Origin of the sequence: Acidovorax sp. JMULE5 (assembly GCF_013376875.1) — a bacterium.
Lineage (GTDB): Bacteria > Pseudomonadota > Gammaproteobacteria > Burkholderiales > Burkholderiaceae_C > Acidovorax > Acidovorax facilis.
Genome location: NZ_CP035951.1, coordinates 2,801,446 through 2,824,622 on the forward strand (window position 1 = coordinate 2,801,446; position 23,177 = coordinate 2,824,622).

The window sequence follows — 23,177 nt, forward strand, 5'->3', positions numbered from 1 at the left end:
AGCCATCTCTTCGTCTACAGAAAAAGGTGCAAGCCCGAGCGACAGCCCTCCGCGACTTTCACCAACGCCCCCTCTCGCCATCCCCATGCCTTCTCGTTCCCCCATGCTTCCGTTGAGTACCTGGAATCCTCCCGCCCGCCTCGTCGGCCTGCTCACTGACATCGACGACACGCTGACCACGGAGGGGGTTGTGCCTGCGCACGTGGTGCAGGCGATGGAGTCGCTCAAGGCCCGGGGACTGGCCGTGATACCCATCACAGGTCGCCCCGTAGGCTGGAGCGAGCCCTTTGCGGCCGCCTGGCCTGTGGATGCCATCGTGGCCGAGAATGGTGCTGTGGCCCTGCAGCGCTCTCTGGACAAGCGCGATGCGCTGTTAAAACGATATCAACAGGATGCAGCCACGCGCGCAGCCCATTTCGCCCGCATGCAGCAAGTGCTGGCTGACATCGAAGCCAGGGTGCCCGGCGCCCGCCGCGCGACCGACTCGCCCGGACGCGAAACGGACATCGCCATCGACCACAGTGAGTTCACACACCTGCCCCAAGAGCGGATCGACCAATGCGTGGCGATCCTGCGCGCCGCAGGCATGAACGCCACCGTGAGCAGCATCCACATCAACGGCTGGTTCGGGGCGCACAACAAGCTGGAGGGCGCGCGCTGGATCGTGCGCGAGTTGCTGGGACGCGACCTCGACGCGGAGATCGACCGCTGGGTGTATGTGGGCGACTCGACCAACGACCAGCTCATGTTCGAGCACTTCCCCCACAGCGTGGGGGTGGCCAACATCGCGCGCTTTGTGCCACAACTGCAGCACCTGCCGCGTTATGTGACCCAGGGCGAACGGGGCGCGGGGTTTGCCGAAGTGGCACGGGCGATCCTGGCGGGTCTGGATCGCGGCGGGAGCTGAGCCTGAAGCAGCCTTGGCCGAGAAAATTGAATAAAAATACGGCCTAGCGCTTGATGGATGTGCGCAAATAGCTATATTTTTAATAGCAAAACTTCACAGTCCACGCCCTTCTCAGGCCTTGAGGAAGATGTCCGTATCCGGCGCAAAACACGCATGCAGCGGCAGCAGCGCCCCGCCCAGCGCGCGGGCGTCCGAGCCCATGGTGCCCAGCTCCAGACGGGGCGGCTGGTGCAGTCCTTCCCAGTTGTAGTCGGCCAGCGCGTGGCGGGCACTCTCGCACAGTGCCTGCAGCAGCTCGGGGGCTGCGGCGCCATCGACCACCACGGCATCCAGGTCCAAAAACGCGGTGGCCGAGACGATGCAGTGCGCCAGGCCCGCCGCAGCGCGCGCGATCCAGCCCCGGCTGTGTTCCAGCCACGGGGCCTGCAGCACACGCTTGTCGTAGGCGGCCATGGGGTCGAGGCCATGTTCGCGGAAGCGCTGCTCCAGCTCCCACAGCGATGCTTGGCTGATGAGCTGCGCGGGCGCCTGGCCCGGCTGGGCGGGTGACAGCGGCAGCGAGGCCACAGCACCCGCGTTGCCGTGCAAGCCCCGGTGCAGGTGCGAGTTGATGACCAGCCCGCCACCCACAAAGGTGTCCATGAACAGGTACAGAAAACTCGGGATGTCGCGCCCGCGCCCCTGCAGCAGCTCGGCCACGCAGGCCGCCGATGTGTCCTTGGCAAAGCTCACGGGCAGCTCGGTCATCTGCTGCACCTGCTCGGCCAGGTCGATGTTGTTCCAGGCTTCTGACTGCGCCTCGGTCAGCCCCAGCATGCGGTGCCAGCCGCCCAGCTGGAACGGTGCGGCCACGCCCACGCCCACCACGCGCGAGCGCAGCGGACCCAGGCCGTCGAGCAGCTGGTTGAGGTGCGTGCGGATGGCGGGCAGCAGCACGTCGATGTCAGGAAAGGCATAGTCGAGCACGATGCGCTCGCGCACATGGCCGGTGAAGTCCACCAGCAGCCAATCGGCGCTGCGGCGGCCGATCTTGATGCCGATGGCAAACGCTCCGTCGGGGTTCAGGCCAATCGGCACCGAAGGCTGGCCCACTCGGCCGCGCACGGGCGCTTCGCGGCGCAGCAACTGGTCTTCGTCGAGCCGGGCGGTAATCAGGCCGATGGTCTGCGCCGTAAGGCCCGTGACCCGCGCCATCTCGGCCTTGGCCAGGCTACCGTGGGTGCGCAACGCCTGCAGTACCACGCGCTCGTTGAACTGGCGCAGCCCCACGTGGTTGGAGCCGCGCTGGCGCAGCAGCGCGGGGCTGGCGGCAGTGTTGTCAACGGCGGGTGGAGATGCGTCGGTGTCCAGCATGGTGATGAAGCGATCAGGCGTTCAGAGTGTCGCCGATGACGCCCTTGCGCAGCAGGAAGTTGCCCCAGGGCTGCAGCTCGCCCGTCACAACGATGGCATAGGCCTTTTTGACGCGCTCGTAGAACGCAAAGCGCTCCACGCCTTCGGCCTGCGCGCTGGCCACGCCCTCGCGCGCCAGCACGTCCATGGTTTCGCGCTGCAGGGCTGAGCGGTACGGCACTTCGGTGCCACCCACCTGCATGTAGGCCACGGGGTGCGGCACATCCTGCGCCAGCGGCAGCACGCTGGCCACCGCTTGAACGGCACGTGCCATGCCAATGCCCGGCAGGCGCAGCACGGGCTTGCCCGCGCCCAGGCTCATGGCGGTGAAGTTGGCGTCGGCCAAAACAATGGCGTCGTCATGACCCATCTCGGCCAGCACCTTGAGCAGGTCGGGGGTCAGCAGGGGATCAATGTTTTTCAGCATGGTGGGCTGTTCAGGCGAGGCATTCGGCGGGCAGGTCGGTGGCCGCCATGGCACCGGTCATCACGGCCACGGTATCGCTCATGCTGATCTTCTTGGGGTTGACGACGGCGGCGCGCTTGCCCAGGCGGGCGATGTGGATGCGGTCGGCAATCTCGAACACATGGGGCATGTTGTGGCTGATGAGGATGACGGGCAGGCCCTTGTCGCGCACGCGGCGGATCAGCTCCAGCACCATGTTGCCCTCCTTCACGCCGAGGGCGGCGGTGGGCTCGTCCATGATGACGACATGGCGCGCAAACGCTGCCGCGCGCGCCACAGCCACGCACTGGCGCTGGCCTCCGGACAGGGTCTCGACCGCCTGCGTCATGGAGCGGATACCCACCTTCAACTCCGCCATCCGGGCAATGCTTTCTTCCAGCATCTTTTTCTTGTCGAGCATGCGCAGCACGCTGCCAAAAATTCCGGGGCGGAGTAGTTCGCGGCCCAGGAACAGGTTCTCGGCGATGGTCATGGCCGGGGCCACGGCCAGGTCCTGGTACACGGTTTCGATGCCGGCCTTGCGCGCATCGATGGGGCTTTTGAACTGGATGCGCTGGCCGTCGAGCAGAATCTCGCCTTCGTCGGGCACGGTGGCGCCCGACAGCGCCTTGATGAGGCTCGACTTGCCCGCGCCGTTGTCGCCGATCACGGCCAGGATTTCCCCGGCGCGCAGTTCAAAGTCGGCGCCATCCAACGCGGTGACCTGCCCGTAGCGCTTGACCAGGCCCTTAGCCTGCATCACCAGCGGGGCAGTCGTTTGAGTGGAATTCGTCATCACCGCACTCCTTTGCGCGAGAGTTGGTCGGTGGCCACGGCCAGGATCACGAGGATGCCGGTCACCAGGATCTGGTACACCGACGACACGCCCATGAGCGTGAGCCCATTGCGGAACACGCCCACAATCAGCGCCCCCACCAGCGTGCCCAAAATCATGCCGCGCCCGCCAAACAGGCTGGTGCCGCCCAGTACCACGGCGCTGATGGCGTCGAGGTTTTCGGTCTGGCCCGCGTTCGGGTCGCCCGCGCCGGTGCGGGCCACCGACAGCACCGAGGCGATGCCGTAGAACAGGCCGGCCAGCACATACACGCCCAGCAGCACCTTGTCGGTGGCAATGCCGGTGAGGCGCGTGGCCTCGGGGCTGTTGCCCACGGCGTAGACATGGCGGCCCGGCGCGGTCTCGCGCAGCGCAAACCAGGTGACGAGGTACAGCGCCAGCATGAGCACCGCGCCCCAGACGATGGCGGTCTGCCCCAGCTGGAAGGTGTTGCCCAGTGCGGTCATGCCAGCGGGGATGTCGGTGATGGTCTGCGCGCCCGAGTACAGCTGCGTGGCGGCAAACGCGATGTTGAGCGTACCCAGCGTGACGATGAAGGGCGGCAGCTTGATCTTGGTGACCAAGAGGCCGTTGATCAGCCCAAACAGCATGGTCACGGCCATACCGCAGGCAATCGCCACCGGGGCCGAGAGGCCGTAGTCCGCCGCCATCTTGGTCATCACGATGCCGCCCAGCGCCATGACCATGCCACATGACAAATCAATGCCCGCCGTGAGGATGACCAGCGTCTGGCCAATGGCGATGACTGCCACCACCATGACCTGCTGCAGGATGAGCGCGAAGTTCTGCGCCGACAGAAAACGCTCGCTCTGCGTGGCAAAAAAGGCGCACGCCAGGATCAGCGCGATGAACGGCCCCAGCGTGGCCAGCGGCGGTAGTTTGGAAGCGGTCGAGGACATGGCGGCTCCGTTCGGGTGGACAAAGGGGGCGCCAGGCAGGCCCGTTGCGGCTTGCCTGGCGCCAGATCAGCAGAGACCGCTTATTTAGTGCCCCAGCACAGGTCCGTGCCCGTCTTCACATCCTTGCTGTCCACGCCCGCCATGGGCTTAGCCGCGATCAGCGTCACGCCGGTGTCGGTGTAGCCGCTGACCTTTTTGCCGGTCTTGGCGTATTCCACGCCTGCCGCCACGCCCATCGCGGCCATGCGCAGCGGGTACTGCTGGCTGGTGGCTGCGATCACGCCCTTGCCCACGTCGGCAATGCCTGCGCAGCCGCCGTCCACCGAGACGATGAGCACGTTCTTCTCCTTGCCTGCGGCCTTGAGTGCGTTGTAGGCACCGGCGGCGGCGGGCTCGTTGATGGTGTAGACGATGTTGATGTCGGGGTTTTTCTGCAGGCAGTTTTCCATGCCGGTCTGGCCCTTGGCGCGGTCACCAAAGCTGTCGGCCATGCAGACCACTTCGGCGGGGCGCGAGAGTTCATTGCTCTTGGCATCGTTCGCCTGCAAGCCAAAGCCTTTCAGGAAGCCGTTGTGCCGCTGCGCGCCCACCGGGTGTCCGGGGAACAGGTCCAGCGTGGCAATCACGGGCTTCTTGCCCGCAGCGGCGGCCTTGGCGTACTGGCCGATCAGCTCGCCGGCCTTGTAGTTGTCGGTGGCAAACAGCGCGTCCGTCGCATCCATGGGCTCGGTGGGGCTGTCGAGAGCAATCACCATCACGCCGCGTGCCTGCGCCTTCTTGATGGCGGGCACGATGGCCTTGGCGTCGCTGGGGGTGATGAGGATGGTCTTGGCACCGGCAGCGATCAGATTCTCCATGGCCGTGACCTGGCCCGCGTTGTCGCCATCGGTCTTGCCTGCGGCCGACACCAGCTTGGCGCCCAGCTTCTTGGCCTCGGCCGTGGCGCCCTCTTTCATCTTCACGAAGAAGGGGTTGGTCTCGGTCTTGGTGATGAGGCCGATGACGGGCTCGGACGTCTGTGCCTGGGCCAGGCCACAGGCCAGGGCGCCGGTGAGGGCAAGGGCAGAAAGCGCGAAGGCGGGGGTGCGATGCATGGCGTTGTCTCCGGGTTGTGGGATGGCAGATTCCTGTCGGCCCCGTGCTGCGCGGCTGGCAGGTGAACCACTCTTGTCGGGTGGATGGGATCGAACTATAGTGGCCGACAAGTTAATAAATCAAGTGGATTTACTTATGGTTTTCCCTATCCAGACCGCCGACTCCAGCCCCGCCCACACCGCACCGCCGCTGCGGGTGGCCACGGCGGGCGAGGCCTTGTTTGACCTGATCGAAGAGCCCGATGGCCGCCTCAAGCCCTGCGCGGGCGGCGCGGTCTACAACCTCACGCGCGCGCTGGGCCTGCAGGGCGTGGGCACGCTGTACCTCAACCCGCTGTCGGGCGACATGCTGGGGAGACAACTGGCACGCGGCCTGCACGATGCGGGTGTGGCCCTGGCCTCCCCCACGCCGGTGCGTGCGCCCAGCGCGCTGGCGCTGGCCGCACTGGATGCCGAGGGCAAGGCCAGCTACAGCTTCTACCGCGACGGCGTGGCCGACCGCCAGGTGACGGCCGCCGCGCTGACGGCCGCTTGCGCCGCATTGCCTGAGCTGCAGGTAGTGGCCACGGGCTGCCTGGCGCTGGTGGCGCAGGACGCAGCCATCTACCAACCCTGGCTGGCGGCGCAGCGCGCAGCGGGCAGCATGGTGGTGGTAGATGCCAACCTGCGCCTGTCGGCCGTGGACGATGCCGGTGCCTACCGCGCCAACGTGATGGCTGCCCTGCAGCACGCCCACCTCATCAAGGTGAGCGACGATGACCTGGAGGCGCTGGCTGTTCCGGGAGCCAACGCATTGGAACGCGCCCACTATTTGCAGCAGCAGACACAAACCACATGGCTGGCACTGACCCTGGGGCCTGACGGTGCCTGGCTGCTGCAGCGCGATGGGTTGGCCGTGCATGCGCGCGAGGAGGCACCGATCACGGTGGTGGACACCGTGGGTGCGGGTGACTGTTTTCTGGCGGGGTTGATCACCGCCTTGTTGGCCGGACCCGAACGTGGCCAAGAAGCACTGGCCCTGCGCGCGCGGGGCCTTGCTGCGCCTATCACGGAGGCCCGCTTGCGCACCGTGCTGCACCACGCGCTGGCCAGCGCCAGCCACTGCGTGGAGCGCGCCGGTTGCACGCCACCCCGCTACGAAGAAGTGCGCGAAAGGCTGGCGCTGCGGCGCTCTGCGACCGCCGCAGGCCAGTAGCCCTTACTCGGCGGGCTTGGCTGCCGGTTTGCGGGCCCGGCTGCGGGGACGGGCTGCGGGGGTCTTGGCGGGCGTGGTGCCTTCTGCCTCTGCGGCAGAGGCCTCGGGCGCGGCGGCGGGAGGTTCGGCATGGGCCGCTTCACCCGCATCCTCCCCAGCACGCGCACCGCGTGCACGGGACGCAGTGGCCTTGCGGGGGCTGGAACCCGACTTTGCGCCCTCGCCACTGCGCGCGCGACTGCGACGAGGGGTGACTTCGGAGCTTTCGGCCTCGGTGGACGCGTTGAAATCCGGGGTTTCAGCGCCCTCTTCCGCTTCGGGGCGCAGCGCTTGCGGCGCGCTGGTGTCGATCACCGGCTCTGGCGGCGCCGCCTCAGCGGCCACAGGCTGGCTGAAGTAGCGGCTGGCCGGGCGCTGAGCGGGGGTATCGGCCTGCTCGGACTCAGGATGTTCGTTGCGCTGCGTGGGGCGAGTGTCTGCGCGGTCTGCACGGCCCGCACCCTCACCACGACGCCCCCGGCTACGACCCGGCGCGCCCTGACCTTCGTCACTGTCAAAACGCAGATCAGGTGCCATCGCCACCGCATGGAAATCGTGCCGTGTGGCTCCGCCCTGGCTCGAACGCTCATTGTTGCCCTCAGCCCGTGTGGGCGCGGCTGGGGCGCTCGGCCCACCGTGGTTGCGGTAAACATACGCTCCCGATTTTTCATCGCGCCCAAACTCCAGCAGCCCACGCGCCTGCGCTTCCTCCAGCAGGTTGCCAAAGGTGCGGAAGCCATACCGGCCTTCGCTGAAATCGGGCTTGCGACGCTTGATGGCCTCCTTGAGCACCGAGGCCCAGATCTTGCCGGTGTCGCCGCGCTCGGACAGCAGGGCTTCAAACGTTTCGGCCGCCAGCTCCACGCCCTGGGTCCGGCGCGCGTCCTGGCTTTCCTTTCGGCTGCGCTCCTCCTCGGGGCTGCGGCGGGGCGCGGGCGGTGGGTTGCTGCCTGGGGCCTGGCGGCGGGCCTGCGCACGCTGGTTCTCGCGGACCAGGTCGTCGTAAAAGATGAACTCGTCGCAGTTGGCAATGAGCAGGTCCGACGTGGACTGCTTCACGCCCACACCGATCACCTGCTTGTTGTTCTCGCGCAGCTTGGACACCAGCGGCGAGAAGTCCGAGTCGCCGCTGATGATGACGAAGGTGTTGACGTGCGACTTGGTGTAGCAGAGGTCCAGCGCGTCCACCACCAGGCGGATGTCGGCCGAATTTTTGCCGGACTGGCGCACATGGGGGATTTCGATCAGCTCGAAATTCGCCTCATGCATGGTGGCCTTGAAGCCCTTGTAGCGCTCCCAGTCGCAATAGGCCTTCTTGACCACGATGGAGCCCTTGAGCAGCAGGCGCTCCAGGATGGGCTTGATGTCGAACTTTTCGTACTGCGCATCGCGCACGCCCAGGGCGACGTTTTCAAAGTCGCAGAACAAGGCCATGCTGATGCTGTCGGAGGGGGATGCCATATCGTGTGTGAGTTCCGTTCAATGCTGCGGATCATCACACGGAACGCATTGCGCCCTCCGAAGGGAGTGGCCTCAGGTGGGTTTGGCCAAGCCCAGTTTCTCTACCAGCGCCTTCTCGCGCGTGAACGTGTCCTGCGCAAACTTCTTGTACGCCGCCGTGCTCATGTACATCGGCACCATGTCATAGCGCGCCAGGGCCGTGCGATAGCTCTCCTGCTCCATGGCCTGCTTGAAGGCATCGTGCAGGCGCTTGACCACCGCATCGGGTGTGCCCTTGGGCGCACCGATGCCAAAGGGCGAGTTCTGCACCAGGTTCAGCCCCAGCTCCTTGAGCGTGGGCGCATCGGGGAACTTGGCCAGGCGCTCGGCACCCCAGGTGTTGAGCACGCGCAGCTTGCCGGCGTCCACCTGCGGTGCAAAGCCGGTGGAGTCGGCCGCCGCCATGATCTGCCCGCCCAGGATGGACTGCATGAGGTCGGCACTGCCCTTGTAGGGCACATGGAGCAACTCCAAGCCCAGCTGCTGGGCGATGAGTTCCATCGTCAGGTGCGGGCTGGTCATGGTGCCGGTGGAGCCGTAGCTGAGCTTGCCAGGGTTGGCCTTGGCCCAGGCCACGAAGTGCGTCCAGGTCTTGAGCGGCGAGTCGGCGGGCACCACCAGGCCAAACGCGTAGCCTGTGACGTTGAGCACGTAGCTGATGTCTTTGACCGGGTCCCAGTTGATCTTGGTGGTGTAGGGCAGGCGGAACACGCCCAGGGGGATCTGCGCCACGGTGTAGCCGTCGGCGGGCACGGTTTGCAGTGCCTGCGCGGGCAAGGTGCCGCCCGCGCCGGGCTTGTTTTCGACAATCACGGTCTGCCCGAGGATCTTGCTGGCGTTGTCAGCCAACGCGCGCATGGTGATGTCGGTGGGGCCGCCGGCCGGGAAGGCGATGATCAGCTTGATGGGTTTGTTGGGAAAGCTCTGGGCCTGCGCCAGGAACGCGGGGGCGGCGAGGCTGGCGGCTCCCCATTGGATGATCTGGCGACGTTGCATGGCGAAGCTCCTCAAAACGAAAGACAAAAGATTCGCTCATTGGACTGCAGCCCCTCGCGCGGGGCATGCAGGAAACCCCCTAGCCTCTGTCACCAAGGCGGCAGCGCGGCTGGGGCAGGATGGTTCCCGCAACGCGCCGGTAGCGCGCAACACCGCAGGCGTTTGTCACACTTTGTACGTGGACAGCAGCAGGCTGGTTTCCGTGTTGGCAATGCCCGGCGTGAGGCGGATGCGGCCCAGCGCCGCATCGAATGCCTCCAGGCTTTCGGCGCGCACCTCGGCCACGATGTCCCAGCGGCCGTTGGTAGTGTGCAGGGTGCCCACCGTGGGCTCACCGCGCAGCGCATGGATGACAGCGGGCGCCGCATTGCCCTCCACCGCGATGCTCATCCACGCACGGATGCGCTGGGGCTCCGAATCGGGCCGCAGCCGCACTGTGTAGCCGACGATGACACCGCCCTCCTCCATCTTGTGCAAGCGGTTCTGAACGGTGCCGCGCGATACACGCAGCTTCTGCGCCAGCGTGGCCACGGGGGTGCGCGCGTCGGCGCGCAGGATGCTGAGGATTTCGCGGTCGGTGTCGTCCAGTTTGGTCATGGCAGGCTCTAAAGCTGGCAGTTCGGCAATTTTCTGTGCATTGTGGCCCTGCGAGCTGGCACGGGCATTTCTTCCGCCCGGCGCAACGCGGACGACTTCTGACGCTGAATTTGGATCGACAAGGCCTGCAGCGCCCGGCGGCCTCAATTCTGAAGTGCAACACCGAGAATTGAGGCCAAGATGACACAGAAGAATTACCAGCAGTTGAGCCAGAGCGAACGCCACGCAATAGCCCTGGGACTGCAGCAAAAGCAAAGTCTCAGCGCCATAGCCCGTGCCTTGGGGCGAAGCAAAAGCACCATCAGCCGAGAGTGCCAACGCAATGCGGGCGGCAAGGGCTACAACTCCAAGTTCGCCCAGCAACGCAGTGACAAGCGCAGGTGCTTTGCCCGCCCCCAACCCAAGCTTGGCCGTGATGGACCTTTGTTCAAAATCGTTCGCGACTACTTGCGCCAGCGCTGGTCGCCCCAGCAAATCGCTGGACAGTTGAAGAAACTGCACCCTGACAACAAGCGCAAACAAGTGTCACACGAGAGCATCTACACCTGCATCTATGCCCAGCCTCGGGGAGAGCTCAAAAAGGAGTTGGTCTCCTGTCTGCGTATGGCCCGCGCCAAGCGCTGGCCTCGCTCCAAAGGCGAGGATCGGCGTGGACAAATCACCGATCTCCTGAGCATCCATGTGCGCCCGCCGGAGATTGAGGATCGCCAGTTTCCTGGGCACTGGGAGGGAGACCTCATCAAGGGCAAAGGCAACGCCAGCGCCATTGGCACGCTGGTCGAGCGCACCACGCGACTGGTGGTACTGGTCAAGCTGCCGCACCCCAACCCAGCTACAGCGGCGCATGTGCTGCAGGCCTTCAGCGACAAGCTCAATGCCATTGCCAGCCCGATGCGTCAGAGCCTGACGTATGACAGGGGCCGGGAGATGGCCGAGCACCAGCAGCTCACGCGCAACACCGGCATGAAGGTGTACTTCTGCGATCCCTACAGCCCCTGGCAAAGAGGCTCCAACGAGAACACCAATGGGTTGCTGCGTCAGTACTTCCCCAAAGGCACGGATCTCAGTGGCTACACCCAGGAGCAGCTTGATGCGGTGGCCGATGAACTCAATGGCCGCCCCAGGATGACTTTGGGCTGGAGCAAGCCTATTGAGGTGTATGCCGAGCATTTGGCTCGCTTGGCCCAACAGCCCGATTCAGTCCATTAACTTGATTGTTGCACTTGGACTTGAAAGGCCCCCATCTAAAAAGCATCAAACGCTATCAAAACCATAGTACCTGCATCACGACGAATCGGTGGGGTGCGGGGCCTGCGCATCCAGCCGCGCATCGCAACCCACGCCCGATGCGATCCAGCGCCGGGCAAGCGCAGACAGTGCGCGCACGGCCCAGGGATGGGACAGGCCGGTGATACCACCGGGGTCGGCCACCATGCCACACCAATAGCGCTGGTCGGCATCGCTCCAGCGCAGGGCCGTGCAAGCCCCCTTGCGGCGCCGTGAAACCAGCATCCCCAGCGGGCAGGGCTCCGCCAGGCAGCACAGCCCACAGCCGTTGCAGGGTGCGCCTTCTGCGGGCTTGGCGGGTGCTGCGGGATGCAGCCACACCACGGTGGGGTGAGCAGGCAGTTGTTCGGGCATGGGGGTGCAAAGGGAACATGCGCGAGCGGCAAATGCCCCCCGCGCTCCACGGTGCATTGTGCGGCCCTACTACCGCCGCGCGACTGGCTGCACGACCACAGGCCCCAACAAAAAAGCCCCCGCTGCGATCACAGCGGGGGCCAAACCGGTCGAAGGGACCGGGGAGGGAGACAAGTAAAGAGGGAATGAAACTGCCGCCGGATCAGCAGCCCAACGGCCGGTTCGGGCGCATGGGCACGATGCCGGTGACGCGCAAGGTGGCGTTCGAGCCATCCGTGGCTGTCAGCGTTTTTCCGCTGAAGCGCACCTGGTCGCTCTCGCGTACCACCGCCGTGTCAGTCGGCTCGCCGCTGGCGTATTCCTTGCCATCAAAGGTCAGGAAGACCTGGTGCAGGCCCGTCGCATCGGGGCGATACCGGATGTCGCCAAAGGCGGTGGCCGAAGAACCCACCTTGTTGGCCCCGTCAAAACGGAAAGCACACAACTCGGGCACCGAGCCGATGGGGTTTTCCTTGTCCACGTTGGTGAGGTTCAACGTGCCGTTGCCGTACACACCGTTAAGACCGTCCACCGTAGCGCTGGTCACGGTCAGCACACCGGGTTCGTTGCTGGGTGTTGGGTCATCGTCATTGCCGCCGCCGCAGGCGACCAGCAGCACAGAAGCAGCCGCAAGGGCAGTACAGGTCTTGAGGAAATGAAAAGCGTTCATGGTGATGGGCGTCCGTAGATGTGGATGGAAGGTGGGGAGCCGATCCCCTGCACCCCATCGTAGGAAGCCCACCCCGCGCAGCGCGTGCGCCATGTTCCGCGTTGTGCGTAGGACATGGGCCGACAGGGGTGTGCGCCAAACCAATGGCTGGCATGGCGCCACCCTGCCCCTGCCGCCCGCACCGCTCACGTATCTCAGCGCGCCAGCACCGCCGCCAGCGCCTTTCCAGTATGTGTGCCCGCCGCCACCACATCCTCGGGCGTAGCGGCTGCCACGATGCGCCCGCCTGCGTTGCCCCCTTCGGGCCCCAAATCCAGGATCCAGTCGGCCTCGGCAACCACATCCAGGTCGTGCTCGATCACGATCACGCTGTGGCCGCCATCGACCAGACGGTGCAGCACGCGGATGAGCTTGTCGACGTCGGCCATGTGCAGGCCCACGGTGGGCTCGTCCAGCACATACAGCGTGTGCGGTGCTTTCTGGCCCCGGCGGCCCACCTCGTCGCGCACCTTGGTCAGCTCAGTCACCAGCTTGATGCGCTGCGCCTCGCCACCGCTGAGCGTGGGCGAGGGCTGGCCCAGCGTGAGGTAGCCCAGGCCCACGTCCTGCAAGAGCTGCAGCGGATGTGCAATGCTGGGCATGGTGGCGAAGAAGCCCACCGCCTCGTCCACCTCCATCTGCAGCACGTCGCCAATGCTCTTGCCGCGCCAGGTCACGGCCAGCGTCTCGGGATTGAAGCGCGCGCCGTGGCAGGTCTCGCAGGGCACCTTCACATCCGGCAAGAAGCTCATCTCGATGGTGCGCACGCCCGCGCCTTCGCAGCTGGGGCAGCGGCCTTCGCCGGTGTTGAAGCTGAAGCGCCCGGCCGCGTAGCCACGTGCCTTGGCTTCCAGCGTCTCGGCAAACAGCTTGCGGATGGTGTCCCAGAAGCCGATGTAGGTAGCAGGGCAACTGCGCGGCGTTTTGCCGATGGGTGTCTGGTCCACTTCTAGCACGCGGTCGATGCTCTCGAAGCCCGACAGGCCCGTGCAACCGACCAGTGGCGGCGCCTTGCCCGCGTCCATGGCATCGCGCCCGGCCTTGGTACTGCGCTGCTGCACCCAGGCCTGCACATTGGCCAGCAGCACATCCCGCGCCAGGGTCGACTTGCCCGAACCGCTCACGCCCGTCACGGCCACCAGGCGGTGCAGTGGCACGGTGGCCGTCACGTTCTGCAGGTTGTGCAACTGCGCGCCATGCACCGTAAGCCAGCGCATGGCGGCACGTTCCTTGGCCTCGGTCAGCGCGTCTGCAGCCAGCGATGCAGCTTGGGCCGCGCGCTTCTTGACGGCAGCGCTTTGGCGGCCCTTGGGGGCTGCCGCCTCGGCCTGTGCAAAGGCAGCAGTGGCTTCGGCACTGACCTCGCTGGCCGCCATGCTGCGGCGCAGTTGCAGCGGGTGCTTCATGGCGTGCAGCAGGTAGCGGCCGGTTTGCGAATCTTCGGCGCCCGTGATGTCGGCCACGCTGCCCTGCGCCACCAGGCGCCCGCCGCGTTTGCCCGCGCTGGGGCCAATGTCGATGATGTGGTCGGCGCGGCGGATGGTGTCTTCGTCGTGCTCCACCACCACCAGCGTGTTGCCCTTGTCACCCAGCTTGTGCAGGGCGTTGAGCAGGATCTGGTTGTCTCGTGCATGCAGGCCAATGGTGGGCTCGTCGAGCACGTAACAAACCCCCTGCAGGTTGCTGCCCAGTTGCGCGGCCAGGCGGATGCGCTGGGCCTCGCCACCGCTGAGCGTGGGCGCGCCCCGGTCGAGCGTAAGGTAGCCCAGGCCCACTTCTTCGAGGAACTCAAGGCGGCTCTGGATCTCGGGCACCAAGTCGCGGGCGATGTCGCCTTCGCGCTGGGTCATGCCGCCTTCGATGCGCAGGGTCTCGATCCAGCGGCGCACATCCGTCACCGACAGCGCGGCGATTTCGGTGATGCCCACGCCTGCAAACTTGACAGCGCGGGCCGTGGCGTTCAGACGCGTGCCGTGGCATGTGGGGCAAGCGGTGTCCTGCAAATCTTCCACCTCGGGCTCGGCAAAGGTCTGCTCGCGGCCCTTTTCCTTGTCGTCTTGTACCGAGTCGTCAAACACCTTGCGCTGGTCCTTGGTGAGCTTGACGCCGGTGCCCACGCAGTCGGGGCACCAGCCATGCTTGCTGTTGTACGAGAACAGGCGCGGGTCCAGCTCGGCATAGCTGGTGGCGCACACCGGGCAGGCACGCTTGGTCGAAAAGGCTTGCAGATGGCCAATACCGGCCGTGGGCAAGCCGCCCTCCATGGCCGCAGCCAGCGTGTCGATGCTGCTCAGCACATGCACCACGCCCTTGCCGTGCGTGAGCGCGTCGGCCAGTGCCGTGCGGAGCTGGGCTTCGTTCTCGGGCGACACGTCGATGCTGGCCACGGGCAGCTCGATGGTGTGCTCCTTGAAGCGGTCAATGCGCGGGAAGTTGGTGGTGGGCAAGAAGTTGCCATCCACGCGCAGGTGCGTGTAGCCGCGCGGGCGGGCCCAGTCGGCCAGCTCGGTATAGACGCCCTTGCGGTTCATCACCAGCGGCGCGAGCAGGCCGATGTGCTGGCCCCGGAACTGCGTGAGCAGCTGGGCCGCGATGCTCTCGGGCGTTTGCGGCTGCACGGCGGCGCCGTCTTTGGTGCAATGCTGAGTGCCGAGCTTGACGTACAGCAGGCGCAGGAAGTGCCACACCTCCGTCGTCGTGCCCACGGTGGACTTGCGCCCGCCGCGCGACAGGCGCTGCTCGATAGCCACGGTGGGCGGGATGCCGTAGACCGCATCCACCTCGGGCCGACCCGCGGGCTGCACGATGGAACGCGCATAGGCGTTGAGTGATTCGAGGTAACGCCGCTGGCCTTCGTTGAACAGGATGTCGAACGCCAGCGTGGACTTGCCCGAGCCGCTCACGCCTGTGACCACATTGAACTTTCCACGCGGGATGTCCACGCTCAGGTTCTTGAGGTTGTGCTCCTTGGCGTTGACAATTTCAATGGCGTTTTTGGCCGCTGGCGCTTTATCCATAAGCGCAAGGCGCTCTGATTTTCGTAGCACCGCAGCTTTTTCGTGCACCGAGTGGCCGCCCACGCCCAGCGCCAGTTCGTAGTCGCGCAGTGCCTGCCCGGTGTGCGAGGTGGCATGCGCCCGCACGTCTTCAGGCGTGCCCTCGGCCACGATGAGGCCGCCTGCATAGCCGCCCTCGGGGCCCAGGTCGATGAGCCAGTCGCTGGCGCGGATCACATCGAGGTTGTGCTCGATGACGATGAGTGAATGCCCCGCATCGATGAGCTTGCGCAGCGCGCGCATCAACTTGGCAATGTCGTCAAAGTGCAGGCCCGTGGTGGGCTCGTCAAACAAGAACAGCGTGCCTTTGCGGGCGACGGACTGGCGCGATTTGGATGCGCTGCGCGCAGCCTCCGCCAGAAAGCCTGCAAGCTTGAGGCGCTGCGCCTCGCCGCCTGACAAGGTCGGCACGGGCTGGCCCAACGCCACATATTCGAGCCCTACATCCACGATGGGCTGCAGCGCGCGGATCACATCGCGGTCGCCCGCAAACAGGTCGGCCGCCTCGGCCACCGTGAGAGCCAACACGTCGGCCACATTCAACGTCCGACCACCACGCTCGATGGTGATCTCCAGGATCTCGGGCCGGTAACGCTTGCCGTCGCAGTCCGGGCAGCGCAGGTACACATCGCTCAGGAACTGCATCTCCACATGCTCAAAGCCCGAGCCGCCACAGGTCGGGCAGCGCCCATCGCCGCTGTTGAAGCTGAACTTGCTGGCCGTGTAGCTGCGCTGCTTCGACAGCGGCGCCACGGCAAACAGTTCGCGGATGCTGTCCCACGCGCCCACGTAGCTCACGGGGTTGGATCGAGCGGTTTTCCCGATGGGGGATTGATCGACAAACACGACATCCGACAGATGGTCGGCGCCCAGCATGCGGTCGTGCGCGCCCGGCGTGTCGGTGGCCTTGCCAAAGTGGCGCAGCAGCGCGGGGGCCAGCACGTCCTGGATCAGGCTCGACTTGCCCGAGCCACTGACGCCGGTCACGGTGACCAGGCGCTGCAGCGGGAACTCCACCGTCACATCCTGCAGGTTGTGCTCGCGCGCTCCTTCGAGGATGAGGCGCGGCGTGGATTCCGTCACCATGCGCTTGAAGCCAAAACCCACGTGCTTACGCCCACCCAGGTAGGCGCCGGTCAGCGTGTCGGCGTTGCGCAAATCGGCCGTGGAGCCGTCGAACACAATCTGCCCGCCCAGGCGCCCCGGGCCAGGGCCCATGTCGATCATGCGGTCAGCTGCCAGCATCACGGCCGGGTCGTGCTCCACCACCACCAGGGTGTTTCCCGCATCGCGCAGGCGCAGCATGGCCTCGGTGATGCGGTGCATGTCGCGCGGGTGCAGGCCAATGCTGGGCTCGTCGAGCACGAACAGTGTGTTGACGAGCGATGTGCCCAGCGCGGTGGTGAGGTTGATGCGCTGCACCTCGCCGCCGCTCAGCGTGCGGCTTTGCCGGTCGAGCGTGAGGTAACCAATGCCCACGTCGCACAGGTACCTGAGGCGGGTGGTGATTTCTTCGTGCAGCAGCTTGAGCGCTTGGGCGTCGCCGCCCTTGGCGTCGTCGCCCACCGGTAGCTGCATGCGATCAAAGAACTGGCGCAGTCGGTCGATGGGCAGCAGCATCAGATCGTGCAGGCACAGGCCGGGCAAGGCCTCCAGTTGCTCGCGCGACCATTGCACGCCTTCGGGCATGAAACGTTTGCCAGGCTCCAGAACCGCATCCGCATCCTCCTTGCGGCCGATGCGCCAGAGCAGGCTTTCGGTCTTGAGCCGCGCACCCGCGCAGGTGGGGCATGGCGTGTAGCTGCGGTACTTGGACAAGAGCACGCGGATGTGCATCTTGTAGGCCTTGCTCTCCAGGTACTCAAAAAAGCGCTTGATGCCGTACCACTGCTTGCTCCACTGCCCGTCCTTGTAGCCGGGGGCGCCGCCGATCACCCACTTTTTCTGGTCGTCGGTCAGCTTGTACCAGGGCGTGTCGCGTGGGATGCCGGCTGTTTCGGCATGGCGCATGAGGTCGTCCTGCGCCTCCTTCCACGCTGGGGTCTGGATGGTCTTGATGGCCCCGGCGCGCAGCGTGAGCTTGTCGTTGGGGATGACCAGGCCATAGTCCACGCCGATCACGCGGCCAAAGCCCCGGCAGCTGTCGCAGGCGCCCACGGCGGAGTTGAACGAGAAGGCCGACGGGATGGGGTCGCTGTAGCGCAGGTCGCTGTCGGGGCAGTGCAGGCCCGTCGAAAACCTCCACAGCTCTGGTTCGCTCTCGTCCACGAGCCGATAGACATTCAAGCGCCCCGTGCCGCGTTTGAGCGCGACCTCGATGGCCTCGATCACCCGTGCCTTCTCGGCATTGCCCAGGCGGAACCGGTCTGCCACCACATCCAGCACCTTGCGCGGGCCGGTGGGCGTGGCCACCTCGCGCTCGGCCTGCACCTTGGTGAAGCCACTGGCGGACAGCCACTGCTCCACCTGCTCCGCGCTGGTGTTGGCAGGCAACTCGACCGGGAAAGTCAACACGATGCGGGGGTCACTGGCGGCAGCGCAGCGCGCGGCCAGCTCCGCGTAGATGGTCTCGGGCGAGTCATGGCGCACCGGCTGCGCCGTCTGCTTGTCGAACAACTGGCCCGCACGGGCGAACAGCAGCTTCAGGTGGTCGTTCAGCTCCGTCATCGTGCCCACGGTGGAGCGGCTGGAGCGCACGGGGTTGGTCTGGTCGATGGCGATGGCCGGCGGCACGCCCTCGACCTTGTCCACAGCGGGCTTGTCCATGCGGTCGAGGAACTGGCGGGCGTAGGCGCTGAAGGTCTCCACGTAGCGGCGCTGGCCCTCGGCATAGAGCGTGTCAAACACCAGGCTGGATTTGCCCGAGCCGCTGGGGCCCGTGACCACCGTGAGTTCGCCGGTGCGGATGTCCAGATCCAGGTTCTTGAGGTTGTGCTGGCGTGCGCCGCGGATACGGATCAGTCCCTGGGTCATGGAGGCAGTCTTTTTCGAGGGTGAGGCGGAACATTCTAGGCACCGCAGTGGCGCCCGTCCGGCCTTGCCGCAATACCCTTTGATTGCGGGTCTGCTGACAGGTGCTGTCACAACATCGGGTTATGCCGGTTCGCAAACAGGGCACATTTGTCTAGAGTAGCCAGTCAATCCAAGGAGACGACCATGTACAAATGGACACAATGGGGAGCCGCAGTCGCTCTGGCCGCCGCGCTGTGCGGCGCTGGCCATGCCCAGATCCTGATCGGGCAAACCGCCGGCTTCTCCGGGCAGGTGGCGGCAGGCGTGAAGGAAACCACCGACGGCGCCCTGCTCTATATCGATGCGGTCAACGCCAAGGGCGGCGTCAACGGCCAGAAGATCGAACTGACCTCGCTGGACGACAAGTTCGACCCCAAGCTGGCCGCAGAAAACGCGCGCAAGCTGATCGAGGAAAACAATGTGTCAGCGCTGTTCCTCACACGCGGCACGCCCCACACCGAGGCCATCGTTCCCCTGCTGGAAAAGCACGGCGTGGCACTGGTCGGCCCTTCCACGGGCGCCATGGTGCTGCACCAGCCCGTGCGCAAATACATCTTCAACGTGCGCGCCACCTACCAGCGCGAGGCAGAAAAGGCCATGACCCACTTGGCCTCCATGGGCATTACCCGCATTGCCGTGGTGTATGCCGACGACAGCTTTGGTGCCGATGGCGTGGCGGGGGCACAAAAGGGCCTGGCGGCGGCCAAGCTCACACCCGTGGTGCTGGAGAAGTTTGACCGTGCCAAGCCTGATTTCGCCCCGGTTGCGGCCAAAGTGGCCAAGGCAGACACCCAGGCCGTGCTGATGATTGCCTCCGGCTCTGCCGTGGTCGATGGCAGCAATGCGCTGCGCGCCGCAGGCTCTGCCGCACAGATCGTGACGCTGTCCAACAATGCCTCGGGCGGCTTCATCAAGAGCCTGGGCAACAACGCGCGCGGCGTGATCGTGACCCAGGTGTACCCCAATGAGCGCGCGGTGACCTACGCCATGGTCAAGGAAGCCCAGGAGCTGGCCCGGGCCAAGGGCTTGCAGGAGATCAGCCCCGCCATGCTCGAAGGTTTTGCAGCCGCCAAGGTGCTGGTGGAAGGGCTCAAGCGCGCCGGCCCCAAACCCAGCCGCGACAAGATCCACGCGGCCCTGGAAGGCATCAAGAAATTCGACCTGGGCGGGCTGGAGGTGAGCTACGGCCCAGACGACCACACGGGCCTGGACTTTGCCGACCTCTCCATCATTGGTACGGACGGCAGGTTCCGCCGCTAAGAGCCTTCCACCCGATGGCCATAGGTTGCGCAGGCCCGGCTCCGTCCGGGCCTACGTATTTCTACAGTTTATTTGTCACCGTTTGTATCTATATTGACGCCTCCAACAAACAGGCATCTTGGGACAAACATGAGATTGACACACTGGCTTCGCGGGGGCGCCACCCTGGCCTCCATCTTCGCAATGGTGGGCGCAGCCCACGGACAGATTCTCATTGGACAGACGGTGGGCATCACGGGCTCGGCAGCGGCCACGGTGGCCGAATCCATGCAGGGCGCGGCGCTCTACATTGATCACATCAACGCCCGGGGCGGTATCGCGGGGCAGAAGGTGGAGGTCATATCCCTGGACGACAAATTCGACCCCAAGCTGACCCTCGAAAACACCCGCATTCTGATTGAGGAAAAAGGCGTGATCGGGCTGTTCATGACACGGGGCACGCCCCACACCCAGGGCATCATGCCGCTGCTGGAGCAGCACGGCGTGCCGCTGGTCGGCCCCTCCACCGGCGCCATGGTGCTCCACCAGCCGGTGCACAAGTTCATCTTCAACGTGCGCGCGCCCTACCAGCGCGAGGTGGAAAAGGCCATCACCCACCTCAACACCCTGGGCATCAAGCGCATTGGCGTGGTGCATGTGGACGACACCTTTGGCGCAGATGGCCTGGCAGGTGCACAGCTGGGCTTCAAGGCCAACCAGCTGGAAGCCCTCTTTGTCGAGAAATTTGACCGTGCAAAGCCCGACTACAGCGCGATTGCACCGCGTGTGGCGCAAAAGCAGCCCCAGGCCGTGGTCTTCATCGGCACGGGCGCGGCGGTGGTGGACGGCATCAAGGCGCTGCGCGCTGCAGGGGTCACGGGGCAGATCGTGACACTGTCGAACAATGCCTCGGGCGGCTTTGTCAAACTGCTGGGCGACCAGGCCCGGGGGGTTGTGGTCACGCAGGTCTTTCCCTCCGAGCGGTCGGTGAACTACCCGGTGGTCAAGGAAGCCATGGAGCTGGCCCGCGCCAAGAACATTTCCGATCTCACGCCCGCGATGGTGGAGGGCTTCGTCAGCGCCAAGGTGCTGCTGGAAGGTATCAAACGCGCGGGCCCCAAGCCGGACCGCGCCAAGCTGCACACAGGACTGGAGAGCATCAAGAAGTGGGACCTGGGTGGCGTGGAGCTGAGCTACGGCCCCACGGACCACAGCGGTCTGGTGTTCGCCGACCTTTCCATCATCGGGAGTGACGGGCGCTTCAAGCGATGACACCCTAAGAAACTGAGGCGCTGCGCGGGCTTTTGCCCTGCGCCACGCCAGGAGCGGTAGGGGTGTGGAGTGTGCGGCCCACCGTGACGGCACCGCACAAAACAAAAGCCTGCGGCCTTTCGGCTGCAGGCTTTTTTTGATGGGCTCGGGATGGGGCCCGGCAGCTTACTGCGCGCTGGCCGCAGATGCTGGTGCCGACGCAGGCGCCGCTGCGGGTGCACTGGCAGCGGGTTCGGGCGCATGCACGGCATCTGCGCCGTGTTTTTCACCACCCATGTCGGCCTTGTCGCCCGCCGTGATGATCACGTACATCGACAACGCAGCAAACAAGACGAAGCCAACAACAATCTTCCACATATCAATATCTCCTGGGATGGGTTTGTTCAATCAAGGGGCCTGGCTGGCGCGCAGGGTTATGGGTTGTACTGGTGCGCGGACAAGCCCCTTGATGGAACACAGGGCCCGACCCTTGCGGGGCGGGCCCTGTACACCGGTCAGAACCGATCAGTCGTTGGCGTAGATGTCCACGTCCTTGGTTTCCTTGATGAACAGGCCACCGATCACCACCGTGGCACCGGCAATGATGATGGGGTACCACAGGCCGTTGTACATGTTGCCGGTCTGGGCCACGATGGCGAACGCCGTGGTGGGCAGCAGACCGCCGAACCAGCCGTTACCGATGTGGTACGGCAGGGACATCGACGTGTAGCGGATGCGGGTGGGGAACATTTCGACCAGCATGGCTGCAATGGGGCCGTACACCATGGTCACCAGCAGCACCAGGTAGGTCAGAATCACGGTGACCATGACCTTGTCGATGCGGGCAGGATCTGCCTTGGTGGGGTAGCCCGCAGCCTTCAGCGCATCGGCCACAGCCTTCTTGAACTCGCCATCTTTCTTCTTGGCTTCGTCAGCGGGCAGGCCCTTGCTGGTGTACGAGGCGATGACGGTTTCACCGATCTTGATGGAGGCGGGGGTGCCGGCGGCGCCCACAGCGTTCTCGTAGCTCACCGAAGCGCCAGCCAGCACCTGCTTGGCGATGTCGCACGAGCTGGTGAACTTGGAAGTGCCGGTGGGGTTGAACTGGAACGAGCATTCCTTGGGGTCTGCCGTAACGATCACCTGGTTCTTGGCCTGGGCTTCAGCCAGGGCGGGGTTGGCCGCCTTGGTCAGTGCGCCAAACACAGGGAAGTAGGTCAGCGCGGCCAGCAGACAGCCTGCCAGGATGATGGGCTTGCGGCCGATCTTGTCCGACAGCGAACCGAACACGATGAAGAACGGCGTGCCGATCAGCAGCGAGACGGCCACAAAGATGTTGGCGGTGGCGCCATCAACCTTCAGGGCTTGTGTCAGGAAGAACAGCGCATAGAACTGGCCCGAGTACCACACCACGGCCTGGCCGGCGGTCAAGCCTACCAGTGCCAGGATCACGATCTTCAGGTTCTTCCATTGGCCGAAGGACTCGGTCAGTGGGGCCTTGGAGGTCTTGCCCTCGGCCTTCATCTTCTGGAAGGCAGGCGATTCGTTCATCGACAGACGGATCCAGACCGAGATGGCCAGCAGCAGGATCGACACGATGAACGGGATGCGCCAGCCCCAGTCACCAAAGGCTTCTTCGCCCAGCACGGTGCGGGTGCCCAGAATCACCATCAGCGACAGGAATAGACCCAGCGTGGCCGTGGTCTGGATCCAGGCGGTGTAGGCGCCGCGTTTGCCGTGCGGAGCATGCTCGGCCACATAGGTGGCTGCGCCGCCGTACTCACCACCCAGCGCCAGGCCTTGCAGCAAGCGCAGGATGATCAGGATGACGGGGGCCGCCACACCGATGGAGGCATAGGTCGGCAAGATACCCACGATGAAGGTGGACAGGCCCATGATCAGGATGGTGACCAAGAACGTGTACTTGCGGCCGATCATGTCGCCCAGGCGGCCGAAGAAGATGGCGCCAAATGGCCGGACGATGAAGCCCGCAGCAAACGCCAGCAGCGCGAAGATGAAGGCAGAGCCCGCATCCAGTCCGCTGAAAAACTGCTTGGCGATGATGGCTGCGAGCGAGCCGTACAGGTAAAAGTCGTACCACTCAAAAACGGTGCCGAGCGACGAAGCGAAGATAACCTTGCGCTCTTCGGGCGACATCGGCCGCGGTGCGGGATGGATGGTTGCCATGGTGTCTAGTCTCCTATTGGTTGTGCAGACCGCACTGCGGCGGGCTGTACGCATTCTTGGAGATGGCACTGACCACGCTCTGACGCGAAACCAACAAGAGCTTTCATCAAACTGACCGCTCTC

18 protein-coding genes are annotated in these 23,177 nt (G+C 65.1%); 5 read left to right on the forward strand and 13 right to left on the reverse strand.

Annotated features, from left to right (window positions below):
- The first annotated feature begins 103 nt into the window (after positions 1-103).
- Positions 104-907 carry an HAD-IIB family hydrolase gene (locus EXV95_RS12575; protein ID WP_176889033.1) on the forward strand — a complete coding sequence of 268 codons (804 nt, stop codon included), beginning with the start codon at positions 104-106 and terminating at the stop codon, positions 905-907.
- A gap of 111 nt (positions 908-1,018) precedes the next feature.
- Here the strand turns inward: EXV95_RS12575 and EXV95_RS12580 are convergent, their stop codons facing one another.
- The 5 genes from EXV95_RS12580 to EXV95_RS12600 form a co-directional block, all read right to left on the reverse strand.
- Positions 1,019-2,260: an ROK family transcriptional regulator gene (locus EXV95_RS12580; protein ID WP_176887094.1), complete on the reverse strand. Its 1,242-nt coding sequence runs from the start codon at positions 2,258-2,260 to the stop codon at positions 1,019-1,021.
- A gap of 13 nt (positions 2,261-2,273) precedes the next feature.
- Positions 2,274-2,726, reverse strand: a complete 453-nt coding sequence (locus EXV95_RS12585) for an RbsD/FucU family protein (RefSeq protein WP_056057921.1) — start codon at positions 2,724-2,726, stop codon at positions 2,274-2,276.
- Between the two features lie 10 nt (positions 2,727-2,736).
- A complete protein-coding gene (locus tag EXV95_RS12590; RefSeq protein WP_176887095.1) occupies positions 2,737-3,540 on the reverse strand; it encodes an ATP-binding cassette domain-containing protein in 804 nt (267 codons plus the stop codon).
- Entirely contained in the window at positions 3,540-4,499 is a 960-nt protein-coding gene (locus EXV95_RS12595; RefSeq protein ID WP_057270395.1) for an ABC transporter permease, read from the reverse strand. Before EXV95_RS12595 ends, EXV95_RS12590 begins: the two co-directional genes overlap by 1 nt.
- An 80-nt stretch (positions 4,500-4,579) precedes the next feature.
- Positions 4,580-5,593, reverse strand: a complete 1,014-nt coding sequence (locus EXV95_RS12600) for a sugar ABC transporter substrate-binding protein (protein ID WP_176887096.1) — start codon at positions 5,591-5,593, stop codon at positions 4,580-4,582.
- Positions 5,594-5,729: 136 nt separating this feature from the next.
- Between EXV95_RS12600 and EXV95_RS12605 the strand changes: the two genes are divergently transcribed.
- The gene (locus tag EXV95_RS12605) at positions 5,730-6,788 is read left to right on the forward strand and encodes a PfkB family carbohydrate kinase (protein ID WP_176887097.1); all 1,059 of its coding nucleotides are present in this window, start codon (positions 5,730-5,732) and stop codon (positions 6,786-6,788) included.
- Positions 6,789-6,791: 3 nt separating this feature from the next.
- Here EXV95_RS12605 and EXV95_RS12610 read toward each other — a convergent pair whose 3' ends face one another.
- The 3 genes from EXV95_RS12610 to EXV95_RS12620 all read right to left on the reverse strand — a co-directional run bounded on the left by EXV95_RS12610 (position 6,792) and on the right by EXV95_RS12620 (position 9,920).
- Positions 6,792-8,288, reverse strand: a complete 1,497-nt coding sequence (locus tag EXV95_RS12610) for an NYN domain-containing protein (RefSeq protein ID WP_176887098.1) — start codon at positions 8,286-8,288, stop codon at positions 6,792-6,794.
- 72 nt (positions 8,289-8,360) lie between these two features.
- Positions 8,361-9,323 (reverse strand): tripartite tricarboxylate transporter substrate binding protein, encoded by a 963-nt coding sequence (locus EXV95_RS12615; protein ID WP_176887099.1) that lies wholly within the window; start codon positions 9,321-9,323, stop codon positions 8,361-8,363.
- Between the two features lie 165 nt (positions 9,324-9,488).
- Positions 9,489-9,920, reverse strand: a complete 432-nt coding sequence (locus EXV95_RS12620; protein WP_055393104.1) for an Lrp/AsnC family transcriptional regulator — start codon at positions 9,918-9,920, stop codon at positions 9,489-9,491.
- Between the two features lie 180 nt (positions 9,921-10,100).
- Between EXV95_RS12620 and EXV95_RS12625 the strand changes: the two genes are divergently transcribed.
- Entirely contained in the window at positions 10,101-11,129 is a 1,029-nt protein-coding gene (locus tag EXV95_RS12625; RefSeq protein ID WP_176887100.1) for an IS30 family transposase, read from the forward strand.
- A 75-nt stretch (positions 11,130-11,204) separates the two neighbouring features.
- Here the strand turns inward: EXV95_RS12625 and EXV95_RS12630 are convergent, their stop codons facing one another.
- From EXV95_RS12630 to uvrA, 3 genes are all read right to left on the reverse strand, one after another.
- The gene (locus EXV95_RS12630) at positions 11,205-11,561 is read right to left on the reverse strand and encodes a hypothetical protein (protein ID WP_176887101.1); all 357 of its coding nucleotides are present in this window, start codon (positions 11,559-11,561) and stop codon (positions 11,205-11,207) included.
- Positions 11,562-11,763: 202 nt separating this feature from the next.
- Positions 11,764-12,270 (reverse strand): hypothetical protein, encoded by a 507-nt coding sequence (locus EXV95_RS12635; protein WP_121421236.1) that lies wholly within the window; start codon positions 12,268-12,270, stop codon positions 11,764-11,766.
- A 194-nt stretch (positions 12,271-12,464) separates the two neighbouring features.
- Positions 12,465-18,338, reverse strand: a complete 5,874-nt coding sequence (uvrA, locus tag EXV95_RS12640; protein WP_176887102.1) for an excinuclease ABC subunit UvrA — start codon at positions 18,336-18,338, stop codon at positions 12,465-12,467.
- Between the two features lie 183 nt (positions 18,339-18,521).
- Between uvrA and EXV95_RS12645 the strand changes: the two genes are divergently transcribed.
- The gene (locus EXV95_RS12645; RefSeq protein WP_055393053.1) at positions 18,522-19,637 is read left to right on the forward strand and encodes an ABC transporter substrate-binding protein; all 1,116 of its coding nucleotides are present in this window, start codon (positions 18,522-18,524) and stop codon (positions 19,635-19,637) included.
- Positions 19,638-19,766: 129 nt separating this feature from the next.
- On the forward strand, positions 19,767-20,888 hold the full coding sequence (locus tag EXV95_RS12650; protein WP_055393052.1) for an ABC transporter substrate-binding protein: 1,122 nt from the start codon (positions 19,767-19,769) through the stop codon (positions 20,886-20,888).
- 165 nt (positions 20,889-21,053) lie between these two features.
- Here EXV95_RS12650 and EXV95_RS12655 read toward each other — a convergent pair whose 3' ends face one another.
- The gene (locus tag EXV95_RS12655; RefSeq protein WP_055393051.1) at positions 21,054-21,245 is read right to left on the reverse strand and encodes a hypothetical protein; all 192 of its coding nucleotides are present in this window, start codon (positions 21,243-21,245) and stop codon (positions 21,054-21,056) included.
- A 147-nt stretch (positions 21,246-21,392) separates the two neighbouring features.
- The gene (locus tag EXV95_RS12660) at positions 21,393-23,054 is read right to left on the reverse strand and encodes an MFS transporter (protein ID WP_055393050.1); all 1,662 of its coding nucleotides are present in this window, start codon (positions 23,052-23,054) and stop codon (positions 21,393-21,395) included.
- Positions 23,055-23,177 lie beyond the last annotated feature (123 nt).